Source organism: Streptomyces sp. NPDC018610 (genome assembly GCF_044391765.1).
In the GTDB taxonomy this organism is placed as follows: domain Bacteria; phylum Actinomycetota; class Actinomycetes; order Streptomycetales; family Streptomycetaceae; genus Streptomyces.
Genome location: NZ_JBISAL010000002.1, coordinates 700,022 through 721,991, shown reverse-complemented (window position 1 = coordinate 721,991; position 21,970 = coordinate 700,022). Strand labels below are relative to the sequence as shown.

Below are 21,970 nucleotides of genomic sequence, written 5' to 3'. Positions count from 1 at the left end.
GGATGACGGGGAAAGGGGAAGGGGGCGGTCTCGAAGTCGGTGGGGAGCCGGGAAGGGGTCGCGGCGCTGCCGGCGGCGGGCGGTGGCAGGGCCGGTACGGGTGGAGGCGGACGGGTGGTCGCGGGGTCAGTGGATGATGCCGGTGCGCAGGGCGACGGCGACCATCCCCGCGCGGTCTCCGGTGCCCAGCTTGCGGGCGATACGGGCTAGGTGGCTCTTGACGGTCAGCGCGGACAGGCCCATCGAGACGCCGATCGCCTTGTTCGACTGGCCTTCGGCGACCAGTCGGAGCACCTCGACCTCGCGGCCGGAGAGCTCGCGGTAGCCACCCGGGTGGCTCGGGGCGCCCGGGGGACGGCGGTGCATGCGGGCGGCGCCGATGGGGGCGGCGCCCGGCCGGGCGGGGAGCCCGACATTGGTACGGGTTCCGGTGACGACGTAGCCCTTCACACCGCCCGCCAGGGCGTTGCGCACGGCGCCGATGTCGTCGGCGGCGGACAGGGCCAGGCCGTTGGGCCAGCCGGCGGCACGGGTCTCGGACAGCAGGGTGAGCCCGGAACCGTCGGGCAGGTGTACGTCGGCGACGCAGATGTCGCGCGGGTTGCCGATGCGGGGGCGGGCCTCCGCGACGGACGACGCCTCGATGACGTCACGGACTCCGAGCGCCCACAGATGACGGGTGACGGTGGACCGGACGCGCGGGTCCGCCACGACGACCATGGCGGTCGGCTTGTTCGGGCGGTAGGCGACCAGGCTTGCGGGCTGCTCGAGGAGAACGGACACCAGGCCTCCTGGGGGTGGGGGACGGGGCCGGCTTGTGGGGGGTCAAGCCGGGATGAACCGTGCTTGCAAGGTCACAGTCGTTTTCGGCATCAAACCTGTTGTCCTTTAGAGAATGATCACGATCTGGTGAGTAACAATGCGAGCAATTCGGACAAAGTGTCGATCATCCGAAGGTCGAATCGGTTCGCTCAGGGCCGTTCGGGGTCGCTACCTGTCCGAAAGTGGCCGTATCGACAAAGTGACGGTAAGCAGCGGGCAAGACGCCGGCGGCCGTGCCGGAAACTTGGCGGGAAGCACCGCCGGGAGGCCGCGGACAGCGGTCGGCCCGGGCGGGGAGGTCCCCGTCCGGGCCGGTGTGCGGAGAGACAGGAGATGAGGTCAGGGCGCGACCGGGGTCGTCCCGCGCTCAGCGGGACTGGGGGCCGCGCCGCTGCGGCAGCGTCACCACCGACGCGTCGCCGGGGCCGGCCGGCGGCAGACCCGCGACCTGGGCGAGCAGGTCGGACCAGGAGGCCAGGTGGGCGCCCGTGTCCGGGACCCCGCCCAGACCCTCGCGCGGCGTCCAGGAGGCGCGGATCTCGATCTGCGAGGCGGCGGGGCGCGCCGCCAGCCCGCCGAAGTAGTGGGAGCTCGCACGCGTGACGGTGCCGCTGGGCTCGCCGTACGTCAGCCCGCGCGTCTGCAGCGCCCCGGTCAGCCAGGACCAGCACACCTCCGGCAGCAGCGGATCGGCGGCCATCTCCGGCTCCAGCTCCGCGCGCACCAGGGTGACCAGCCGGAAGGTGCCCCGCCAGGCGTCGTGCCCGGCCGGGTCGTGCAGCAGCACCAGACGGCCGTCCGCCAGTTCCTGTTCCCCGTCGACGACCGCGGCCTCCAGCGCGTACGCGAACGGCGCCAGCCGCTTGGGCGGCGGCACCGGCTCGGTCTCCACCTGCGGGCGCAGCCGCGCGGCCCTCAGTGCCTCCACGGCCGCCCGGAAGGGCAACGGGGCCTCGTCCGCCCTGTTCGCATGGGCGTCCCCCTCCTTCGCGTCGTCCATTCCGCCAGCGTCGTCCGACAGTCGTCCCTGAGCCGCAGCCATGCCGGGAAGATTAAAGGGAACGGAGCCTTCGTGCAGGGCAAGACACCCCGCCGCGGTCCGCGGCGCCGTCCGGGGGCCGCACACCGGGGCCGTCGCGCCCCCGGCGTCGTGCGAGACTTGCCACCGTGAGTGCCAACGAGACGCCCGTCAGCCACCAGCCGCCGACCGCCACCTACGACTCCGCCTTCCTCAAGGCGTGCAGGCGTGAACCGGTGCCGCACACCCCCGTGTGGTTCATGCGGCAGGCCGGGCGCTCGCTGCCGGAGTACCGCAAGGTGCGCGAGGGCATCCCGATGCTGGAGTCCTGCATGCGCCCCGAGCTGGTCGCCGAGATCACGCTCCAGCCGGTCCGCCGGCACGACGTGGACGCGGCGATCTACTTCAGCGACATCGTCGTGCCGCTGAAGGCCATCGGCGTCGAGCTGGACATCAAGCCCGGCGTCGGCCCCGTGGTCGAGCGCCCGTTCCGCACCCGCGAGGACCTGGCCCGGCTGCGCGACCTCACCCCCGAGGACGTCTCCTACGTCACCGAGGCGATCGGCCTGCTCACCCGCGAGCTGGGACCGACCCCGCTGATCGGCTTCGCCGGCGCCCCCTTCACCCTCGCGAGCTATCTGGTGGAGGGCGGCCCGTCGCGGACGTACGAGAACGCCAAGGCGATGATGTACGGCGACCCCGAGCTGTGGGCCGACCTGCTGGACCGCCTCGCCGCGATCACGTCCGCCTTCCTGAAGGTGCAGATCGAGGCGGGCGCGAGCGCCGTGCAGCTCTTCGACTCCTGGGCCGGCGCCCTGGCCCCCGCCGACTACCGCCGCTCGGTGCTGCCGGCCTCCGCGAAGGTCTTCGAGGCCGTCGCCGGGTACGGCGTGCCCCGCATCCACTTCGGCGTCGGCACCGGCGAGCTGCTCGGCCTGATGGGCGAGGCCGGCGCGGACGTCGTCGGCGTCGACTGGCGGGTCCCGCTGGACGAGGCCGCGCGCCGGGTGGGCCCCGGCAAGGCGTTGCAGGGCAACCTCGACCCGACCGTGCTGTTCGCCTCCCGCGAGGCCGTCGAGGCCAAGGCCCGCGAGGTGCTGGACGCCGCCGCCGGTCTGGAGGGCCACGTCTTCAACCTCGGCCACGGCGTCATGCCGTCCACCGACCCGGACGCGCTGACCCGCCTCGTCGGCTACGTCCACGAGCGCACCGCGCGCTGACGCGGCGCCCGCGCGCTGACGTGCGACCCGGGCGGACGGTCCGCCGTCCGTCCGCCCGGGAGCCGTGCGCGGCGCGGGGCGCCGGCGTCCGGCTACTTCAGTCCGTCGTCCAGCGCTGTCATCAGCTGACCGCTCGGGGTGTCGCCGGACATCTCCCACACGAAGCCGCCCAGCAGCCCCTTGGACTTGATCCAGGCCGTCTTCTTCCCGATCGACCAGGCGTCGTCGAAGGACCACCACTGGCCGCCGGCGCCGGTGTAGCCGTATGTCGAGACGGACTGCTCGTCGTGGCGGACGGTCATGCTCGGGAAGCTGGTGATCAGGTTGTTGTAGCCGCGCACCCCGGCCTCGGTGTCGAACTGCCCCGGGGCCGCGCCGTTCGCGGCCTGCCACTCACCGCTGACCCCGCCGTCGGTCACGCCCTGCCAGCCGCGCCCGTAGAAGGGGAAGCCCACCGTCAGCTTGCGGGGATTGACCCCGGCGTCGAGATAGACCTTGATCGCGTCCTCGATGCTGAAGTGGAAGGGGTACGGGTCCTGCGCGTCGGTGTACAGGTTGGAGCCGTGGCCGGTGCGCGAGGGCTCCCACGAGTTGTCGCTGCCGGCGCCGTGGAAGTCGTAGCCCTGCACATTCGCGTAGTCGAGCGAGTCGAAGATCCGGCTCAGGTCCCAGCCGGCGGAGATCTTCGCCGGGTCGGCCGGGGTGAACGCGGTCAGCAGCCGGTGTCCGCCGCCGAGCGCGTCGAGCTGCTTGCGGAACTCGGCGAGCAGCGCGGTCAGGTCGGCCTTGTCCTGGGCGCCGTAGTGGTTGCCCGGGTGGCCCTCCGAGCCGGGCCACTCCCAGTCGATGTCGATGCCGTCGAAGATGCCGGCGGCCGTGCCGGGGCCGCCCGCGCCGTTGTAGACGGGCAGGTCGCCCTTGATCCACACGTCGATGCAGGACTTGACGAACTTCTCCCGGGAGGCCTGCGTGGCGGCGGCGTCGGAGAAGAACTTCGAGTACGTCCAGCCGCCGAGCGACACCACGACCTTCAGCTTGGGGTACTTGGCCTTGAGCTTCTTCAACTGGTTGAGGTTGCCGCGGAGTCGGCCCCAGCCGTCGTCGGCGACGCCGTCCACCGACTGGGCGGCCGACATGGGGCGCGCGTAGTCGGCGTCCGCGTCGCCCGCGCCGGTGCCCTCGTCGGGGTCCTGCGGATTGCTGGAGACGCCCTTGGTGACGCCCGCCTGGCAGGTGAGGTTGGCCGGGTCGAGGTTCTCGAAGGCGTAGTTGATCACGTCGAGCTTGGCCGCCGCGCCCGAGGTGTCGAGGTTCTTCACGAAGTACTGGCGCCCGTAGATGCCCCACTGCGCGAAGTAACCCACCTTGAGCTGCTTGCCCGGTCCGGCCACGTCGTCGGTGGTGACGCTCACCGCGTTGGAGGCGGGCGAGGCGTTGTCGGCGGTGTCGCGGGCCTTGACGGTGAAGGTGTAGGCGGTGGCGGGGGAGAGCCCGTCGACGGTGGCCGTCGTGGTGTCCGCGCCGACGGACTTCGCCAGTGTGCCGCCGCGGTAGACGTCGTAGGCGGCGACGCCCACGTTGTCGGTGGACTTGTCCCAGGCCAGGCTGACGCTGGAGGACGTCTTGCCGGTCGAGCGCAGGGCGCCGGGCGCGGTCGGCGGTGTCGGGTCGGTCGCCGGGTCGACGGTCTTGACGGTGAGCGGGGCGCTCGCCGGTCCCACGTTGCCGCGCGTGTCCTTGGCGCGCACGGTGAGGGTGTAACTCGTCGCCGGGGTCAGGCCGGTGACGGTCGCCGACGTCGTGGTCGCGGTGGCCACGGTGGTGGTGCCGCTGAGCACCTCGTAGGAGGCCACGGTGTGGTCGCCGCCCTGCGCGGCGGTCCAGCCGAGGGCGACCGAGTGCGCGGTGACCGCGGTGGCCTTCGGTGCGCCGGGCGCGGTCGGCGGGACGTCGGGGGTGCCGTCGCACTTGTCGCCGTTGACGGTGCAGCCCGTCGGGGCGCCGATCGGCCCGTTGGCGATGAACCAGTAGCTGTACGGCTCGGTGCTGCCGCCGGCCGGGACGGTCGCGTTGTAGAAGGCGTTCTTCACGGTCACGTGCCGCCCGGAGACGGTCGCGTCGCCGTTGTAGTTGCCGGTCACCGAGACTCCGGCCGGCAGGTCGAACTCCAGGCTCCAGCCGCTGACGGCGGCCGAACCGCTGTTGTGGACGATGTAGGTCCCCTTCCACCAGGAGCCGTTGTCCTGGGTGGTGAAGGTCGCGGTCAGGGTCCCGGCCGCGTGGGCGGGGGAGGCGAGCGCGGTGAGCAGCGCGAGCGGCAGCAGCAGGGCGGTGCCCAGGGCGGCGATCCGCCGCCGGAGCCGGGCCTCGTGGCGCCGGGCGCCGGGCGCGGGGCCGCCGAGGAGCGGACGGAGCGGTGTTCTCGAGGATGTCGCGAGGAGTGGTCTGCGCCGGTGGAACATGGTTCTCCCTGTCGTCGTGGGGTGGTACAGGGGTGAGGTGAACCGTGCGTGCGCGTGTGCCTGACGGAGCGCCCACAACGTAGAAGGTCTGGACCAATGCGTCAACGGGTTCGGTGGGCCGATTGGTCGAGACCACCGAATGGCCGGAAAGCGGCGCCGGTCGAGGGGCGGGGATCTCGCCCGTGCGCGGAGCCCGGCTCCCCTCGGGGAAGCCGGGCTCCGGTCGCGCGGGGTCCCGCACCGGACCCTGCCCGCCGCGGACGGGTCAGCGCGCGACGCGGATGCGGTGCACCTGGTCCTGGCCCTCCGGGCCGGCCCCGGACTTGTCCACCACGTAGGCCGTGCCGTCGTCCACGGTGACGTGGTTCGGGTCGGCGCCGGTGGGCAGGGTCTCGACGACGGCGCCCTTGCGGGGGTCGACCACCGAGACGTCGGCGTCCGTGCGGTTGACCACGAGGACGCGGCCGGTGCGCGCGTCGGCGGCCACGGACAGCGCGCCCGCACCCGTCGGGATGGTCCTGGTGACGGACTTCTCGCGCAGGTCGACGACCGAGACGGCGCCGGCGGTCTGGTCGGCGGCGTAGGCGGTGCGGCCGTCGGCGGACAGGGCCACCGAGATCGGGCCGTCGCCGGCCGGCTAACTACCGGGTTCCCAGGCTGTGGCGGTGGTCACGACTTGGTCTGGGTGCGCGTGAACTGATGATCCATCAGAAAGGGCATGACCCGGAGGGGTGTCCCGTCCATGTGGAACGGGACACCCCTCCGGGGGGAGCGGGGAAGGTCAGGCACTTTCCGCCGGGCGCGCCGGACGGTGGCGTACGGCGAACACCGTGGTGGCCGCGGCGCTGGCGGCACCGCCCACCGCGGCGGCCGCGGCCGGTCATGCGGCGGTCGCGTAGGGGGCCTCCGAGCGGACCGAGGGTACCGGGGCCGTCGCGGGAACCGCTTCCGGCACCCCGCGGTCCAGGCTGGCGCCTGGCGTCCGCCGCGCCCGGCTGGCTCACGGTGAAGTCGACCTCAGCGTGATGGGCGGCTCGGGGGCGAGGAGGCGCAGCCGGTGCGCTCCGGCGGAGGTGTCGGCCGGTGATCTTCGGCCACGGGGCGGGATCGGCCTTCCTCGGCTCCCGCCTCGAAGTCCGTACTCCCGGAGCCCGCTTCCGCCGGGCGTCGTCGAGGTAAGGTATACCTAAGTCGATCAACGCAGTTCCCCGCGCACCGGAGCCGCCTCGTATGAGCCTGACCGCGCCGCCCCAGGGCGATCCGCAGCACCCGCCCCGCCTGGCACGCCCCGACGCGCTGCCGCTGCTCGACGCACCGACCTTCCCCGTGCCCGGACCTGACGGCCTGTCGGACTTCTGGGCGGACGTACGCCGCCGGGGCACGCCCCTGATCTCCGCCGACCCGCTGGGCAGCCCCGACCACCGGGCCGTCACCTTCCTGTGGCGCGGCTCGTCCCGCACCCGCGCGGTGCAGGTGCTGCCCAACAAGCTCGGCGACCCGCGCGCCCCCGAGGGCAACCTGATGCGGCACGAGACGGGCACCGACGTGTGGCACTGGACGCTGCGGCTGCGCGCGGACTGGCGCGGGACCTACGACCTCTTCGTGGACGAGGGCGACGGCCCCGCTCCCGACGAGCCGGGCTACTGGCCCTGGCTGCGCGGCAATCCGCGCACCGACCCGTGCAACGCCCGTGCACTGCCCCGGCGCTGGGGCGGTCAGCCGGTCGGCTACGCCGAACTCCCCGGCGCCCCGAGCGCGCAGGACTGGCTCCCGCGGCCGGACGTGCCGCGGGGCACGGTGACCGAGCACGTGGTGGCGAGCGAACTCCTCGGCGACAGCAGGCGCGTCTGGCTCTACGAGCCGGCCGCCGTGCACCGTCCCGCCGCCGACGGCGGCCCCGGCGGGCTTCCGGTCCTGGTGCTGCTGGACGGCGAGCACTGGCAGCCCCGGCTCGGTCTCGCACACCTGCTGGACAACCTCGTCGCCGACGGCCGCATACCCCCCGTCGCCGCCGTGCTGCCGGAGTCGGTGGACGCGGGCGTCCGATGGGCGCAGTTGACCTGCCGCCCGGAGTTCGTGGCATTCCTGGAGAAGGAGTTGCTGCCCTGGGCGGCGACCAGGGTGCCGCTCACCGAGGACCCCGCGCGCACGGTCGTGGCCGGGCAGAGCCTCGGCGGGCTCACCGCCGCCTACGCCGCGCTCCACAGCCCGCACCGTTTCGGCAACGCCCTCGTGCAGTCGGGTTCGTTCTGGTGGCCCAACGGACCGCGGGCGGAGTGGCTGACCGGCGAGCTGGCCGCCGCGAAGCGGCTTCCGGTGCGCTTCTGGCTCTCCTTCGGCGAACAGGAGTGGGTGGCCCTGCCCGCCGCCCGGCGACTGCGCGACGCACTGGCCTCGGCGGGCTACGACGACGCCGTGTACCGCGAGTTCAACGGCGGCCACGACTACCTGTGCTGGCGCACCGAACTCGCCGACGGACTGGTCGGGTTGCTGGCCGGTGGCTGAGCCCCGGTGGCTGAGCCCCGGAGGCGACGACGCCCGGCCTGCGGGCCTGTGGGCAACCGACGGCGCCCGGCTGCGGGCATGCAGGCTGCCTGCCGGATTGCCGGATTGCCGGATTGCCGGGCAGCGGAAGCCGCGGGCCGGTGGACTCGCCCGGCCGCCGGGCCGCCCGTCCGGCTGACCGGCTGCCCGCCGTCGGGCCGCCGATCACGCTCCGGGCGGCCGAGGGTCCCGTACCGCGCACGCCGCCGCGTGCCCCGGCGGGACCTCGACGTCCACGAGCCGCCATCCGGCGAGCGGTGCGGGCGCGGCGCCGGCGCCCAGCCGTACCGTCCCGAGCGACGGACCGGACAGGCCCTCCCCGGTGGCCTTGACCAGCGCCTCCGTGCGGGTCCAGCAGCGGGCGAACGCGGCCGGCCGTGCCGGGGCGGCGGTGGCCGCCAGCTCCGCCTGGTCCTCGGGGTGCAGAGCGCCTGCCGCGTCCGCCGCCAGGCGCGGACCGGGGACCCGCTCCACGTCCACGCCCACCGGGGCGTGTGCGACGGCCAGCAGCGCCAGCGACCCGCTGCGCGACAGGGAGAAGTGCAGGCCGGCGCCGGCCGCTCCGGCGAGCGCGGGCCGCCCGTGCGGCCGCCCGCAGCCAGGGCACGGCAGCCGGATCAGCGGCACCCGCCCGGCGGGGACCCCCAGGTACGCGCCGAGCAGCCCGCGCAGCGCGAAGCGCGCCGCCACGTACCGCAGCCGCGCCTCGGGGCGGCGCAGCGCGGCCGCCCGGCGCCGCTCCTCCGGGCCGAGGACGGAGACGTCCGGCACGACGCACGCGCCGCCGCCGGGGCCGGGAGCCGGCCACGGCACGCCGGGCGACGGCACGTCCCCGCCGACGGCGCAGGAGCCGCCCGGCCCCCCACCGGGGCGGGCCGCACGGCCCGGCGCGGTGCCGCGCCCGGACATGCGCACCAGCCACACGTGCGGGCCGTCGACCGGATCGGGCAACGGCCCCACGGGCGCCCCCGGCCAGTCCCGGATACGCAGCGGGCTCGTCGGCCCGCCCGTCCGGCCGCCGGCCGCCCCGGCGGACGCGGTGACGGCCGCGTCGCCGGGCCCGCTCACCCTGCCAGTTCCCTCAGGCGGCCCGACAGGACCTCCGCGACGGCGTCCAGGTGGGCCTCGTGCAGGAGCTGCGGGTGGGTGCAGTCCAGGTCGTGGTTGTCGATGGCGCCGGCGACGTGCGGGCGCCACGCCTCGCGGGTCAGCCAGTCCTCGGCGCGCGGCGCGGCGGCGGTGAAGAACAGCACGTCGCCGTCGAAGCGCCGGTGCCGGTGCTCGCGCATCATCCGCGCGTGGTTCGGCACGATGTCCACGATCCGCGCCAGGGTGCGGTCGCTGAGCCCGGCCAGCGGGCTGCCCGCCCGGCGCAGGGTGGCGAGGACGTCCTCACGGGTGCGTTCGCCCGCCCGGTCGAAACCGGCCATGCGCAGCACCGCGGTCAGCGCGTCGCCCTCCTCGGGCGCGGGCCGCTCGCGCCACTGCTCGGCCGGGAAGGCGTCCAGCAGCGCCAGCAGATCGACCCGCTCACCGGCCTCCCGCAGCAGCACGGCCACGGTGTGGGCGAGGATGCCGCCCACCGACCAGCCCATCAGCCGGTAGGGCCCGTGCGGTTGGATCTCCCGGATCCGCGCGGCGTAGTCCTCCGCCTCCTCCTGGAGGGTGCGCGGCAGCGGCTCGTCGTCGTCCAGGCCGCGGGCCTGGATGCCGTACAGCGGCTGGTCGGGGCCGAGCCGGGCGGAGAGCCCGGCGTAGCACCAGGCGAGGCCGCCGGCCGGGTGGACGGCGAACAGCGGGATCCGCCCGCCGCCGGCGCGCAGCGCCAGGACCACGCCGAGGGCGTCCCCGGCGGCCGGTGCGGCGGTGTCCAGCCGGGCGGTGAGCGCGGCCGGGGTGGGCGCCTCGAACAGCGAGCCGATCGTCAGCTCCGCGCCGAACTCCTCCCGCACCCGCGCCACCAGCCGCACGGCGAGAAGCGAGGTGCCGCCCAGATCGAAGAAGGTGTCGTCGGGGCCGACGTGTTCGAGGCCGAGGACGGCGGCGAAGACGCGGGTCAGCGCCGCCTCGCGGGCGTTCGCCGGTTCCCGGCCTCGCTCGGACCCGGTGAACACGGGGGCCGGCAGCTCGCGCCGCTCCAGCTTGCCGCTCGGGCTCAGCGGGAACGCCTCCAGGGCGACGACGGCGGACGGGACCATGTGCTCGGGCAGTTCCCGCGCCACTCCCGCCCGTACGGCCGCCGGGTCGGCGCCGCCCGTGACGTAGCCGACGAGCAGCTGCTCGCCGGGCCGGTCCTCGCGCACCAGCGCGCACGCGCCGTCCACGCGGTCCTGCGCGGCGAGCGCCGCCTCGATCTCGCCGAGTTCGATGCGCTGGCCGCGCAGCTTGACCTGGTGGTCGGTGCGGCCGAGGTACTCGACCTCGCCCCGCTCCGTCCAGCGGGCCACGTCGCCGGTGCGGTACATGCGGCCGCCCGGGGCGCCGAACGGGTCGGTGACGAACCGCTCCGCGGTCAGCTCCGGCCGGCGCAGATAGCCGTCGGCCAACTGGCGTCCGGCCAGATACAGTTCGCCGGGCACACCGGGCGGGCAAGGCCGCAGCGCCGCGTCCAGGACGTACAGGCGGGTGTTCCACACCGGCCGGCCGATCGGCACCGGTCCGGACTCCGCCGGGTCGCAGGCGTGGTACGTGACGTCGACGGCGGCCTCGGTCGGGCCGTACAGGTTGTGCAGCTCGACGCCCGGCAGGGTGCGCGCGAAGACATGCGCGCTCTCGCGGGGCAGCGCCTCGCCGCTGCAGAACACCCGGCGCAGCGACGCGGCGCAGCCGGCCGCCGCCGGTCCGGCGAGGAAGACCTGGAGCATGGACGGCACGAAGTGGCAGGTGGTGACGGCCTGTTCGCGGATGAGCCGGGCCAGCGCCTCGGGGTCCTTGTGCGCGCCGGGTTCCGCGACGACCAGGGTGGCGCCCTCGCGCAGCGGCCAGAAGAACTCCCACACGGACACGTCGAACGACGACGGGGTCTTCTGCAGCACCCGGTCCTCGCCGGTCAGCCCGTAGGCGTGCTGCATCCAGCGCAGCCGGTTGTCGATCGCCGAGTGCGGCACGACGACGCCCTTGGGCCGGCCGGTGGAGCCGGAGGTGTAGATGACGTACGCCGGGTGGGCGGGAGTGAGCGCCCGGGCCGGGTTGACCCACGGCTGCCGCGACACGTCCAGGGTGTCCAGGTCCACCAGCGGGACCCCGGTGTCCCGCGGGAGCCGTCCGGCGCGGTCGGTGATGGCGCAGACCGGCTCCGCGTCCTGAAGCATGTAGGCCAGCCGCTGTTCCGGGTAGTCCGGATCCAGCGGCAGATAGGCGGCGCCCGCCTTGAGCACCGCGAGCAGGGCGACGACCAGCTCCGCCGAGCGCGGCACGGAGACCGCCACGACGGCCCCCGGCCGCGCGCCGAGCGACTGGAGGTGGTGGGCCAGGCGGTTGGCGCGCTCGTCGAGTTCGCCGTAGGTCAGGCGGGTGTCCCCGAACATCAGCGCGGTCGCGTCGGGGGTGCGGGTCGCCTGGGCCTCGATCGGGCCGATCAGGGTGGTCGGCGGCACCGGCCGCGCGGTGCGGTTGAACTCCTCCAGCACCAGGGTGAGTTCCTGTGGGGTCGCGATGTCCAGCTCGGCCGTGGGCCGATGCGGGTCGGCCTCGGCGAGCCGGTCGAGCAGGTGCAGGAACCGGTCCTGGTGCGCGGCGAGCGCGGCGTCGTCGTAGAGCGCCGGGTTGCCGTCGTGGTCGATGGCCAAACCCCGGCCGTCGGCGCGGTCGTAGACGTTGACCGTCAGGTCCTCGACCGGCCCGGCGGACAGGTTGCGGGCGCGCGCGGGCGAACCGGCGAGCTCCACGCCGTAGTCGAAGGGCATGACGTTGACCAACGGGCCGACCAGGGCGCGCTGTTCCCCGAGCAGGCCGAGGTCGCGGCGGATGTCCTCGTAGCGGTAGCGCTGGTGGCGGCGCACCTCGCGGATGCCGAGCACCACCTGCCGCACCAGCTCGGCGAAGGTCGCCTCGGGGGTGACGGCGAGCCGCAGCGGCAGCACGTTCATCACCATGCCCGGCACGCGCAGGGCGACGCTGCCCATCCGGCCCATCATCGGCAGGCCCAGCACCACGTCCGCCCGGGCGGTGGCCCGCGAGACGTACAGCGCCTGGGCCGCGACCAGCACGTCCGGCCAGGTGGCGCGCAGCGAGGTGGCGAGCTCGCGCAGCCGTTCGGTGGCCTCGGGCGACAGCCGGGTGCTGCGGCGGCGGAACGTGCGCGAGGGCAGCGCGCCGCGGCCCGCCAGGCGCGGCGCCTGAGGGCGGTCGGCGAACGCCGCCGCCCAGTGGGCGCGGTCGGCCGCGTACCCCTCCGAGGCGCGGTACGCCGCGTCGTCCTCGACGAGGTCGGCCAGGCGCCCGAACCGGCACGGCGCCGGCTGCTCGCCGCGGGCGAGGGCGCCGTGCACCTCGGCGGTGCGGCGCACCAGCAGCGAGTAGCCGTAGCCGTCCATGACGAGGTGGTGGACGCGCTGGTACCACAGCCAGCGCTCGTCGCCGACGCGGAACAGGGCGTGCCGGAACAACGGCCCGGCCGCCAGGTCGAACGGCTCGGCCAGATCGGCGCGCATCCACGCGAGCGCCCGCTGCTCCGGGTCGCGCGCCTCGCGCACGTCCTCGACGAGCAGGGGCAGTTCGATGTCGGACCGGACGTGCTGGCGCGGTCCGTGCGGGCCGTCCTCGACGCGGACGCGCAGCGCGTCGCTCTCCGCGACGACCTGCCGCAGCGCCTCGGCGAACAGGGCGGGATCCAGCGGGCCGTCGATCTCCAGGCACTCCGCCGTGTTCTGCGCGGGACTGAGCGGGTCGAGGGCCTGCGCGTACCACATGCCCGACTGGGCGGCAGTGAGCGGCAGCACGGCGTCCGGCGCGGCGGTACCCGTCGGACGGCCGGGGCCGTCGGTGAGCACGGCGGTCATGAGACCCCCAGCAGGGCCGCCCAGGCCTCGACGGCGGGCTGCTCGGCGAGGTCGGCGAAGTCCGCGGTGACGGCGTGGTCGCGGCGCCAGCGCTCCAGCAGCGCCATGACGCGCACCGAGTCCAGGCCGTGGTCGACGAGGTTCTCGTCGTCGGGTATGTCGGCCGGGTCCTCGCCGAGGCAGTCGGCGACATCGGCACGGATCTGTTCCAGGGTGAGGGCCATGCCGCTCACACCTCCTCGAAGAGCGCGTCGGCGGTGGTCACGACCGCGCAGCGGCCGGCGGCCCAGCGCAGGGCCATGTCGTGCTCCTCGCGGGAGAAGTCGGCGACGGCGTCGGCGACGACGAACGCCCGGATGTCCCGCGACCAGGCGTCGGCGGCCGTCATCATGACGCCGATGTGCGCGTACACACCCACGATCGCCAGCTGGTCGCGGCCCCACTGACGCATCCGGGCCTCCAGGTCCGTGCGGGCGAAGGCGCTGTACTTCCACTTGGTGAGCGTGACGTCGCCCGGCTCGGGCGCGACGGCCTCGGGCACGGCCAGCACCTCGGGGTCGTCGGCGACGCCCGGCCCCCAGAAGTCCAGCTGGAGACCGCGCTGCTGGGCGGTCTGCCCGCCGCGCTGGGCCGAGTAGACCACCGGCACGCCGAGCCGGCGGGCCTCCTTCAGCAGCCGGGCGGTGTTGCCGAGCATGCCGGTCAGCGGCTCCTGGCCGGCCGGGAACGCGGAAAGGAAGTGCTGCTGGAGGTCGTGCACCAGCAGCACGGCGCGCGCCGGGTCCACGGTCCAGGACACGCGGCCCTCGGGCAGCTCGGCCGGGGTGGGCAGGGGATAGGAAGGGATCTCGGGAAGTGCCATGGGGTGGGGGCCTTTCAGCGCTGCTGCTCGGCGGTCGAACGCAGCTGCTTCTTGCTGATCTTGCCGATGCCGGTCTGCGGGAAGGCGTCGACGAACTCGACCAGGTCGGGGACCTTGTAGGCGGCGACGCCGCGTTCGCGGACGAACCGCTTGACGGCGACGGGCCTGAGCGGCTCGGCGCCCTCGCGCAGGATCACGTAGGCGAGGGTCCGTTCGCCCAGGTACTCGTCCGGCACCGCGACCAGGGACACGTCGTGCACGGAGGGGTGGGCGAGGATGATGTTCTCGATCTCCTCGGCGGCGACCTTCTCGCCGCCCCGGTTGATCTGGTCCTTGGCCCGGCCCTCGACGACGAGGTGACCGCTCGGGGTGCGGCGCACGATGTCGCCGGTGCGGTAGAAGCCGTCCTCGGTGAACGCCGTCCGGTTGTGGTCGGGCGCCCGCCAGTAGCCGCGGATCGTGTACGGGCCGCGGGTGAGCAGATGCCCGTACTCGCCCTCGGCGACGTCCTGGCCGGCGTCGTCGACGACACGTATCTCGTCGTCCGGTGAGACGGGCCGGCCCTGGGTGGTGACGACCGTCTCCGGATCGTCGTCCAGGCGCGTGTAGTTGACCAGGCCCTCGGCCATGCCGAACACCTGCATCAGCCGGCAGCCGAGGGCCGGCTCCAGCCTGCGCGCCGCCTGCTCGCTGTACTTGGCGCCGCCGACCAGGACCAGTTCCAGGCCGGACAGGTCGTGCGCGGCGCCGGCCGCGGCGGCGTCCGTCCAGACCAGGGCGAGCGGCGGCACCAGCCCGGTCATGGTGATCCGCTCCCGCTCGATCAGCTCGAACGCGGTCGCCGGGTCGGGCTTCGGGCACATGACGGCCGTACCGCCGGCGTACAGCACGCCCAGCCAACCGGGCGAACTCATCGGGAAGTTGTGCGCGGCGGGCAGTACCACGAGGAAGCGGGTGTCCGCGTCCACACCGCAGATCTCGTTCGAGCCGCGCAGCGAGTAGAGGTAGTCGTCGTGGGTGCGCGGGATGAGCTTGGACACCCCGGTCGTCCCGCCCGACAGCTGGAGGAACGCCAGCTCGTGCGGGGCCGGTCCGTCGAGGGGCCCGGCCAGGTCGCGGGGCACGTCCGACAGCGCGGTGTGCCCGCCCGGATCCCCGGCCACGAACACGTGCTTCAGGGACGGGGTCCGCTCCTGGACGCGGGCGGCCAGCTCGCGGTGGTCGTAGCCCGCGTGCACGTCCGGGACGACGTACGCGACGGCCTCGGAGAACGCGCAGAAGTGGCCGATCTCGGTGTCCCGGTGCGCGGGCAGCGCGTACACCGGCAGCGCGCCGATCCGGAACAGCGCGAAGACCACCTCCACGAACTCGCCGACGTTCGGCAGCTGGACGACCACCCGGTCGCCGCGGCCGATGCCGTACGCGGCGAACCCGGCGGCCAACCGGTCGGCCGCCTCGTCCAGCTCCCGGTAGGTCCAGGTGCGGCGCCGGGGGGACGGGTCGACGAGCGCGGTCCGGTCGGGGTGGGCGGCGGCGCGCTCGCGCAGCATCCCGCCGAAGGTCTCGCCGCGCCAGTACCCCGCCGCGCGGTAGCGCTCGGCGACGTCGTCCGGCCAGGTGGGCGCGTCCACGCCCGGGGTGAGGGCGTCGGCGGTCACAGCGCGGCCCCCACGGCGTCCAGGAAGGTGCGGAACTTGGCGGCGGTCTCCGCGGTCTCGGCCTCGGGCGAGGACCGGGCGACCACGCCCGCGCCCGCGAACAGCCGCAGTGTGCGGCCCTCGGCCTCGGCGCAGCGGATGGTCACCACCCACTCGCCGTCGCCGTCCGCGTCCTGCCAGCCGACCATGCCGGTGTACGCGCCGCGGTCGAAGGGCTCGGACTCGGCGATCACCGCGCGCGCCACGTCCGTGGGCGTGCCGCACACCGCGGGGGTCGGGTGCAGCGCCGAGGCGAGGTCGAGCGCGGTGACGTCGGGGCCGGCGATCTCGCCGGTGACCGTCGTCGACAGGTGCCACATGGTGGCGGTGCGCACCAGCGTGGGCCGTTCGGGCACGTCCAGGCGCGCGCACAGCGGGGCCAGCGCCCGCCGTACGGCGTCCACCACGACGGCGTGCTCGTGCAGGTCCTTCGGCGACTCCAGCAGCGCGACGGCGCGGCGCACGTCCTCGGCGAGGTCGGCGCTGCGCGGCGCGGAACCGGCCAGCGGGTTGGCGGTCAACCGGTCGCCCCGGCGGGCGACGAGGAGTTCGGGGCTGGCGCCGATCAGGGTGCGGCCGGGGCCGCTGGGCACCGCGAAGGTGTAGCCGGACGGGTCGCGGCGGGCCAGCCGGTTCAGCATGGCCGGCAGGTCCGGGTCGGCGGGCGCGGTCAGTTCCAGGGTTCGGGCGAGGACCACCTTGTCGAACTCCCCGGCCCGCATCCGGGCCACGGCAGCGGCCACGGCGGCCCCGTACGCCTCGGGCGCGGGCCACTCGCGCACCTGCCAGCCGGCGCCGTCGGCGGCGTCCTGGGCGGGCAGCGCGATCAGGGGGTCCTCGGCCAGGGAAGGCGCGCTGCGCACCGTGGCGGGGACGGCCAGGGCGGCCGGGGCGTCGGGGGCGAACGGGACGGCGCCGAGGACCAGCGGCGCGGGCCGGCCCGGGTGGCGCAGCCCGTTCAGCAGCTCACGCACCCGCAGCGGCAACGGCCGCTCGTCGTGCGGGACTTCGGTGGTGGTGCCGTGGGTGAGCAGGGTGCGCCGGGGAGTGGCGAGGAAGCGGTCGGTGGCGGCCCGGTAGTCGTCCAGCAGGGCGACGGCGGCGCCGGGGCCCAGGGCGGTGGGGGCGGGGGACCCGGCGGCGAGGCCGGGTGCGCTCACGGAGGTGGTCATGGAGTCTCCAGGGTGGGGAGGCCGAAGGCACGTGGGGGCGTGAGGCGGCGGGCGGTCAGGCCCGCAGGGTGGCGCCGCCGTCGACGTACAGGTCGTGCAGCGTGATGTGGCGGGCGCGGTCGGAGACGAGGAAGGCCACCGCCTCGGCGACGTCGGACGGTTCGGCGATGCGGCCGAGCGGGATGCCGGTGCGGTACGCGGCCGGGTCGCCCTCGATGACGGCCCGCCGGCCGCCCTCGGCGCCGCCCGGGGAGGCCTCCCACATGGCGCGCTGCATGTCGGTGAGGGTGGAACCGGGGGAGACGGTGTTGCAGCGCACACCGTGCGGGGCGACCTCCAGGCCCAGGCACTTGGTGAACATCACCGCGGCCGCCTTGGAGGCGGCGTAGGCGGCCATGCCGCCGCGGGGGACGCCGGCCGCGTTGGAGGCGACGGTGACGACGCTGCCCCGGCCCCGGGCGGTCATGCGGCGGGCGACGGCCCGCGAGACGTGGAAGACGCCGTCGGCGTTGACCGCGAAGACGGCCGCCCAGTCGGCGTCGGTGAGGTCCACCACCGGCGCGCCGCGCAGGATCCCGGCGACGTTGACGGCGATGTCCAGCGGGCCGAGCGTGTCCTCGGCCCCGGCGACCACCGCCTCCACGGCCCCGGCGTCGGTGACGTCCAGCGCGCGCACGGTCACCCGGTCGCCGAACCGCTTCGCCCAGAGCTCCGGCTCCGGTATGACGAGGTCGGTGGCCAGCACGCGGGCGCCGCGTTCGGCGAGCGCCTCGACCACGGCCGCGCCGATGCCCCGGCCCGCCCCGGTCACCAGGGCGAGGCGGCCGGCCAGTTCCTGTTCCGCGCCGTCCGCGGCGCGGTGCCCGGCGCTCACTTGACCATGGCCTTCCGGATGTCGTCCAGCACGGACACCGCGGCCTGGGCGCCGCCCAGGCTCGTCCACTTGGAGCCGTCGATGACGGTGGCGTGCTTGTCGCGGACCGCCTTCAGCCGGCGGTAGGCGGGCTTCTCGGCGAGCTGGTCGAGCAGGTCCGCGTCCGGACCGGCGGACGACAGCGTGCCGATGAACAGCCAGTCGCCGTCGATCTCCTTCAGGTTCTCGTCGCTGATGGGCGTCGAGTGGCCCTCGCCCTTCTTGTTCTGGATGCCGGGCCGCTCGAAGCCGAGGTCGTTCAGCACGTCGCTGATGAAAACGCCCTGCTGCATGACGGCGGTGCCCTTGGCCGAGTAGCGGGCCACGGACACGGTCGCGCCGGCCCGCGCGCCGAGGTCCTTCTTCAGCGCGGCGGCCCTGGTGTCGTAGTCCGCCAGCAACTTCTTCGCCTCGTCGGACCTGCCGAGCGCCTGCCCGGTCAGCTCCAGGGACTTCTTCCAGCTCTTGCCGCCGTCGATGGTGACGACGGTGGGAGCGATCTTCTTCAGCTGCGCCAGCACCTGTTCGTCGGCCGTCTGGCCGGCGAGGATGACGTCGGGCTCGGCCTGGACGACCTTCTCGATGTCGGGGCCGGTCACGGCGCCGACCACGGGAATGCCCTCGGCCTGCGCGCTCAGGTACTCGGGGGCGCCCTTCTGCCCGCGCCCGGCGGTCAGGCCGACCGGCTTGACGCCGAGGGCCAGCGCGGAGTCCAGGTCCATCTCGCTGAGCGTGACGACCCGCTCGGGGGCGGTGGGCACCTTCACCTTCGCGCCGGTCGCGTCGATGACCGTCGTGGCGCCGCCCTTGCCCGCGGAGCCGCCCGACGAGGAGTCGTCGTCCGAGGAACCGCAGGCGCTCAGGACGAGACCGCAGGCGACGGCCAGGGCCGCGGCCGCGGTGCGGCGGGTGGCGGGGGAGGGGAAGCGGGGCGCCATCATGGCCTGAAATCTCCGTTGTTCGACTGACGTGACCCGCGGAATGAGGCCACGATCCGGCGAGCCGGCGACCGTTCAGGCATGCGGAACGGCCGGCCCCGGACATACGGGTGCCCGGACCGCCCGCCACCTGACGGAACGGCACTTAGGTTAGGCTAACCATATGCACATTTCGAGGGGGTCGCTCATGAAGCCCGGATCCGGTGGTCCCACGGGGCCACCCGCCCAGGGGCGCACAGCCGTCCCGGCCACCGCCGCCCTCCTCGTGCTGATGTCGGCCCTGTGCCTGCTCTCGCTCCTCATCGGCACCGGAAGCAGCTCACCGGCCCGCGCCTGGGACTACCTGGTCGGTCACGGCTCCGCCCGCGCCGATCCCCGACTGCGCCTGGCCGTCGTGGACGTACGCCTGCCCCGCACCCTGGCCGCCGTCATGGTCGGCGTCTGCCTCGGCGCGGCCGGCTGCCTGCTGCAGGCCGCCACCCGCAATCCGCTCGCCGAGACCGGACTGCTCGGCGTGAACTCCGGCGCCGCGTTCGCCGTCGTCGTCGGACTCACCTTCTTCGACGCCTCCTCGCCCACCGCGCTGCTGGTCTGGGCGCTGTTCGGCGGCATGGCCGCGAGCGCCGTCGTCCTGCTGCTCGCGGCCGGCGGCCGCGCCGCCGGATCGCCGCTCAGACTGGTGCTGGCCGGGTCGGCGCTCGGCGCCACCTTCCACGGCATGACGTCGTACGTCCTGCTCGGCACCCGGTCCACCTTCGACGTCTACCGCTACTGGACGATCGGCTCCCTCGCCGGCGTCAGCACCTTTGAACTCGTGCCGCTGCTGCCCCTGGTCGCCGTCGGCCTCCTGGTCGCGCTCGGCTGCGCCCGCCCGCTGTCCGCGCTGGGCCTCGGCGACGACAGCGCCCGCTCCCTGGGCCACCACCCCGGCCGGGTCCGCCTCGTGGTGGCCGGCGCCGTCTCCCTGCTGGCCGGCTGCGCGGTCGCTGTCGCCGGACCGATCGCCTTCCTCGGCCTGCTCGCCCCCTACGCCGCCCGCGCCGTGGTCGGCGCGAGCATGGGCGGCCAACTCGTCCTGTCGGCGCTGATCGCCGCCGACGTGATGATCGTCGCCGACATCCTCGCGCGTGTCGTCATCCGGCCCTGGGAGGCCCCGGTGAGCGTGCTGCTCGCGTTCGTCGGCGGCCCCCTGCTCATCTGGATCGCCCGCTCCTCCCGCCTCTCCACCGCCGGAGCCGCCTGATGACGCCGCCCGCCCCCCACCCGCCCCGCCCCGGCGCCCCCGCCCCCGCCGGGTCGGGGGCGTCCGCCGGGTCCGCCGAAGCCGCCGCGACCGTGGTGGCGGGGGCGCCCGCCGGGTCCGCCGGGGGGCCCGCGCCGGACGGGAGCGGCGAGGGGGACGGGCCGAAGGCGCCGGCGGTCGCCGGGATCGTCCCGGCGGACAGCGTCGTCCTGCGGAGCGGCACCCTCTCCTGGCTCTTCCCGCGCCGCAGCGCCCTCGCCGCCGCCCTGCTCCTGCCACTGCTCGCGCTGCTCATCACGCTGGCGGTGATGGCGAGTTCCACCGGGATGAGCCCGCGCGACACCGTGTCCGGGCTGCTCGGGACCGGCGACCCCGGCACCGTCATGATCGTGCGGGACTTCCGGCTGCCGCGCGTCTTCGTCGGACTCATGGTCGGCGCGGCCCTCGGCGTCGCGGGCTGTCTCACCCAGACCCTGGCCGGCAACCGGCTCGCCACCCCCGACCTGATCGGCGTCAACGAGGGCGCCACCGCCGCGGTGGTGGCCTCCGCCGCCGGATCCTCGACCGGCATGATCGGCGACTGGTGGCTCGGCCCGCTCGGCGCCGTGGCCGCGGCGGTGCTGGTGGTGCTGTGCGCGGGCGGCGCGGGCGGCGCCGGGTACCGCGTCCTCGTCGTCGGCATCGGCGTCTCCACCGTCATCGGCGCCGTCGGCGACCTCGTCATGTCCCGCGAGAACGACAACACGGCGGGCGGCGTCTTCCTCTGGGCCGTGGGCAGCCTCAACGGCCGCGACTGGCACGTGGGAACGCCCCTGCTGATCGTGCTGCTGTTCCTCCTGCCGCTCGCCCTCGCCGCGGGCCACCGGCTGCAGCTCCTGCGGTTCGACGACGACACGGCCGCCTGCCTGGGCGTGGACCTGCGCCGGCTGCGCGCCGCCGCGCTCGCGCTGGCCGTCGCCCTGGCCGGCGCGGCGGTCGGCGTCGGCGGCCCCATCGCCTTCGTCGCCCTCGCCGCCCCGATCGTCGCCGGCCGCCTGAGCGGACCCACCCGGGTACCGGTGCTCGGCTCCGCGCTCACCGGCGCCGCCCTGATCACCGCCGCCGACGCCCTGGGCCGTGTGATCGCCCCCGTCGAACTCCCCGTCGGCGTCGTCACCAGCGTGCTCGGCGGGCCCTTCCTCCTCTGGGTCCTCTTCCGTACGGACTCGACCACCGGAAAGGCATGACCACTCCCATGACCGACGCCCACCCCGGCCTCAAGGTGCGCGGCCTGCACGCCGGTTACCCCGGTCGTCCAGTCGTCCAGGACGTCGAGCTGACCGTGCCCGCCGGACACGTGGCCGCGATCGTCGGCCCCAACGGGTGCGGGAAGTCGACCCTGTTGCGCACCGTCGCCCGGCTGCACCGCCCCTCGGCCGGCGCCGTGGAGGCCGACGGGGCCGACATCTGGGAGCTGACCCGGCGTCAGGCGGCGCACCGGGTGGCGCTGTTGCCGCAGTCGCCGCGTGCCCCGGAGGCGGTCACCGTCGCCGGACTGGTCCGTTACGGCCGCCACCCGCACCAGGGACTGCTGCGCCAGTGGTCCCGCGAGGACGAGCGCGCCGTACGCGACGCCCTGGAGGCCACCGGCACGACCGGACTCGCCGCCGAGCGCCTGGACCGGCTCTCCGGCGGCCAGCGCCAGCGCTGCTGGCTCGCCATGGTGCTCGCCCAGCACACCCCGGTGGTGCTGCTCGACGAACCCACCAGCGCCCTCGACCTCGGCCACGTCGTCGACGTGCTCGAACTCGTGCGGCAGGTGGCCGCCGCGGGCCGTACCGTGATCATGGTCCAGCACGACCTGGCCTCCGCCGCCCGCTACGCCGACACCCTGATCGCCATGAAGGACGGCCGGATCGTGGCTCAGGGGCCGCCCCGGGAGATCGTGGACGAGGCGCTCGTCAAGGAGCTCTACGACCTGGAGGCCGACATCCTGCGCGCCCCCGGCGACGCCTGTCCGGTCGTCGTCCCCCGGGCGCGCGGATAGCCGCCGCCGGCCCCGCCGCCCCGTGGTCCTTTCCACCGCGGCCCCTGGCCGGA

The 21,970-nt window shown here is 74.8% G+C and carries 16 protein-coding genes and 1 pseudogene; 5 read left to right on the top strand and 12 right to left on the bottom strand.

Annotated elements, in window-relative coordinates; translation table 11 throughout:
- Positions 1–126: 126 nt before the first annotated feature.
- Together ACH5A8_RS08485 and ACH5A8_RS08480 are read right to left on the bottom strand one after the other, a co-directional pair.
- Positions 127–783 carry a LuxR C-terminal-related transcriptional regulator gene (locus ACH5A8_RS08485; RefSeq protein ID WP_398999348.1) on the bottom strand — a complete coding sequence of 219 codons (657 nt, stop codon included), beginning with the start codon at positions 781–783 and terminating at the stop codon, positions 127–129.
- A 406-nt stretch (positions 784–1,189) separates the two neighbouring features.
- Entirely contained in the window at positions 1,190–1,822 is a 633-nt protein-coding gene (locus ACH5A8_RS08480) for a DUF3000 domain-containing protein (RefSeq protein ID WP_398999346.1), read from the bottom strand.
- 167 nt (positions 1,823–1,989) lie between these two features.
- Here ACH5A8_RS08480 and hemE point away from each other — a divergent pair, with 167 nt between their 5' ends.
- Positions 1,990–3,060 carry a uroporphyrinogen decarboxylase gene (gene hemE / locus ACH5A8_RS08475; protein WP_398999344.1) on the top strand — a complete coding sequence of 357 codons (1,071 nt, stop codon included), beginning with the start codon at positions 1,990–1,992 and terminating at the stop codon, positions 3,058–3,060.
- Between the two features lie 92 nt (positions 3,061–3,152).
- Here hemE and ACH5A8_RS08470 read toward each other — a convergent pair whose 3' ends face one another.
- Both ACH5A8_RS08470 and ACH5A8_RS08465 read right to left on the bottom strand, forming a co-directional pair.
- Positions 3,153–5,522: a glycosyl hydrolase family 18 protein gene (locus ACH5A8_RS08470; RefSeq protein ID WP_398999342.1), complete on the bottom strand. Its 2,370-nt coding sequence runs from the start codon at positions 5,520–5,522 to the stop codon at positions 3,153–3,155.
- Positions 5,523–5,787: 265 nt separating this feature from the next.
- Positions 5,788–6,159: pseudogene (locus tag ACH5A8_RS08465) on the bottom strand (YncE family protein); the annotation flags it as partial.
- 593 nt (positions 6,160–6,752) lie between these two features.
- Here ACH5A8_RS08465 and fes point away from each other — a divergent pair.
- Positions 6,753–8,027 carry an enterochelin esterase gene (gene fes / locus ACH5A8_RS08460; protein WP_398999340.1) on the top strand — a complete coding sequence of 425 codons (1,275 nt, stop codon included), beginning with the start codon at positions 6,753–6,755 and terminating at the stop codon, positions 8,025–8,027.
- Between the two features lie 204 nt (positions 8,028–8,231).
- Here the strand turns inward: fes and ACH5A8_RS08455 are convergent, their stop codons facing one another.
- Genes ACH5A8_RS08455 through ACH5A8_RS08420 form a run of 8 tightly spaced genes read right to left on the bottom strand, consistent with a single transcriptional unit; the run spans position 8,232 to position 18,651 of the window.
- Entirely contained in the window at positions 8,232–9,134 is a 903-nt protein-coding gene (locus ACH5A8_RS08455) for a 4'-phosphopantetheinyl transferase family protein (protein ID WP_398999338.1), read from the bottom strand.
- Positions 9,131–13,066 (bottom strand): amino acid adenylation domain-containing protein, encoded by a 3,936-nt coding sequence (locus ACH5A8_RS08450; RefSeq protein ID WP_398999336.1) that lies wholly within the window; start codon positions 13,064–13,066, stop codon positions 9,131–9,133. The genes ACH5A8_RS08455 and ACH5A8_RS08450 overlap by 4 nt, the downstream gene beginning before the upstream one ends.
- Positions 13,063–13,290: a phosphopantetheine-binding protein gene (locus tag ACH5A8_RS08445; RefSeq protein WP_398999333.1), complete on the bottom strand. Its 228-nt coding sequence runs from the start codon at positions 13,288–13,290 to the stop codon at positions 13,063–13,065. Before ACH5A8_RS08445 ends, ACH5A8_RS08450 begins: the two co-directional genes overlap by 4 nt.
- A 5-nt stretch (positions 13,291–13,295) precedes the next feature.
- Positions 13,296–13,928 carry an isochorismatase family protein gene (locus ACH5A8_RS08440; protein ID WP_398999331.1) on the bottom strand — a complete coding sequence of 211 codons (633 nt, stop codon included), beginning with the start codon at positions 13,926–13,928 and terminating at the stop codon, positions 13,296–13,298.
- 14 nt (positions 13,929–13,942) lie between these two features.
- Entirely contained in the window at positions 13,943–15,586 is a 1,644-nt protein-coding gene (locus tag ACH5A8_RS08435) for a (2,3-dihydroxybenzoyl)adenylate synthase (protein WP_398999329.1), read from the bottom strand.
- Positions 15,583–16,797: an isochorismate synthase gene (locus tag ACH5A8_RS08430; protein WP_398999327.1), complete on the bottom strand. Its 1,215-nt coding sequence runs from the start codon at positions 16,795–16,797 to the stop codon at positions 15,583–15,585. The genes ACH5A8_RS08435 and ACH5A8_RS08430 overlap by 4 nt, the downstream gene beginning before the upstream one ends.
- 55 nt (positions 16,798–16,852) lie before the next feature.
- The gene (locus ACH5A8_RS08425) at positions 16,853–17,671 is read right to left on the bottom strand and encodes a 2,3-dihydro-2,3-dihydroxybenzoate dehydrogenase (protein WP_398999325.1); all 819 of its coding nucleotides are present in this window, start codon (positions 17,669–17,671) and stop codon (positions 16,853–16,855) included.
- A complete protein-coding gene (locus ACH5A8_RS08420; RefSeq protein WP_398999323.1) occupies positions 17,668–18,651 on the bottom strand; it encodes an ABC transporter substrate-binding protein in 984 nt (327 codons plus the stop codon). Before ACH5A8_RS08420 ends, ACH5A8_RS08425 begins: the two co-directional genes overlap by 4 nt.
- 184 nt (positions 18,652–18,835) lie before the next feature.
- On the opposite strand from ACH5A8_RS08420, the gene ACH5A8_RS08415 reads away from it, so the two are divergent.
- Genes ACH5A8_RS08415 through ACH5A8_RS08405 form a run of 3 tightly spaced genes read left to right on the top strand, consistent with a single transcriptional unit; the run spans position 18,836 to position 21,917 of the window.
- Positions 18,836–19,891, top strand: a complete 1,056-nt coding sequence (locus tag ACH5A8_RS08415; RefSeq protein ID WP_398999321.1) for a FecCD family ABC transporter permease — start codon at positions 18,836–18,838, stop codon at positions 19,889–19,891.
- A complete protein-coding gene (locus ACH5A8_RS08410; protein WP_398999318.1) occupies positions 19,891–21,117 on the top strand; it encodes a FecCD family ABC transporter permease in 1,227 nt (408 codons plus the stop codon). Before ACH5A8_RS08415 ends, ACH5A8_RS08410 begins: the two co-directional genes overlap by 1 nt.
- On the top strand, positions 21,114–21,917 hold the full coding sequence (locus ACH5A8_RS08405) for an ABC transporter ATP-binding protein (protein WP_398999316.1): 804 nt from the start codon (positions 21,114–21,116) through the stop codon (positions 21,915–21,917). Before ACH5A8_RS08410 ends, ACH5A8_RS08405 begins: the two co-directional genes overlap by 4 nt.
- The last annotated feature ends 53 nt before the right edge of the window (positions 21,918–21,970 follow it).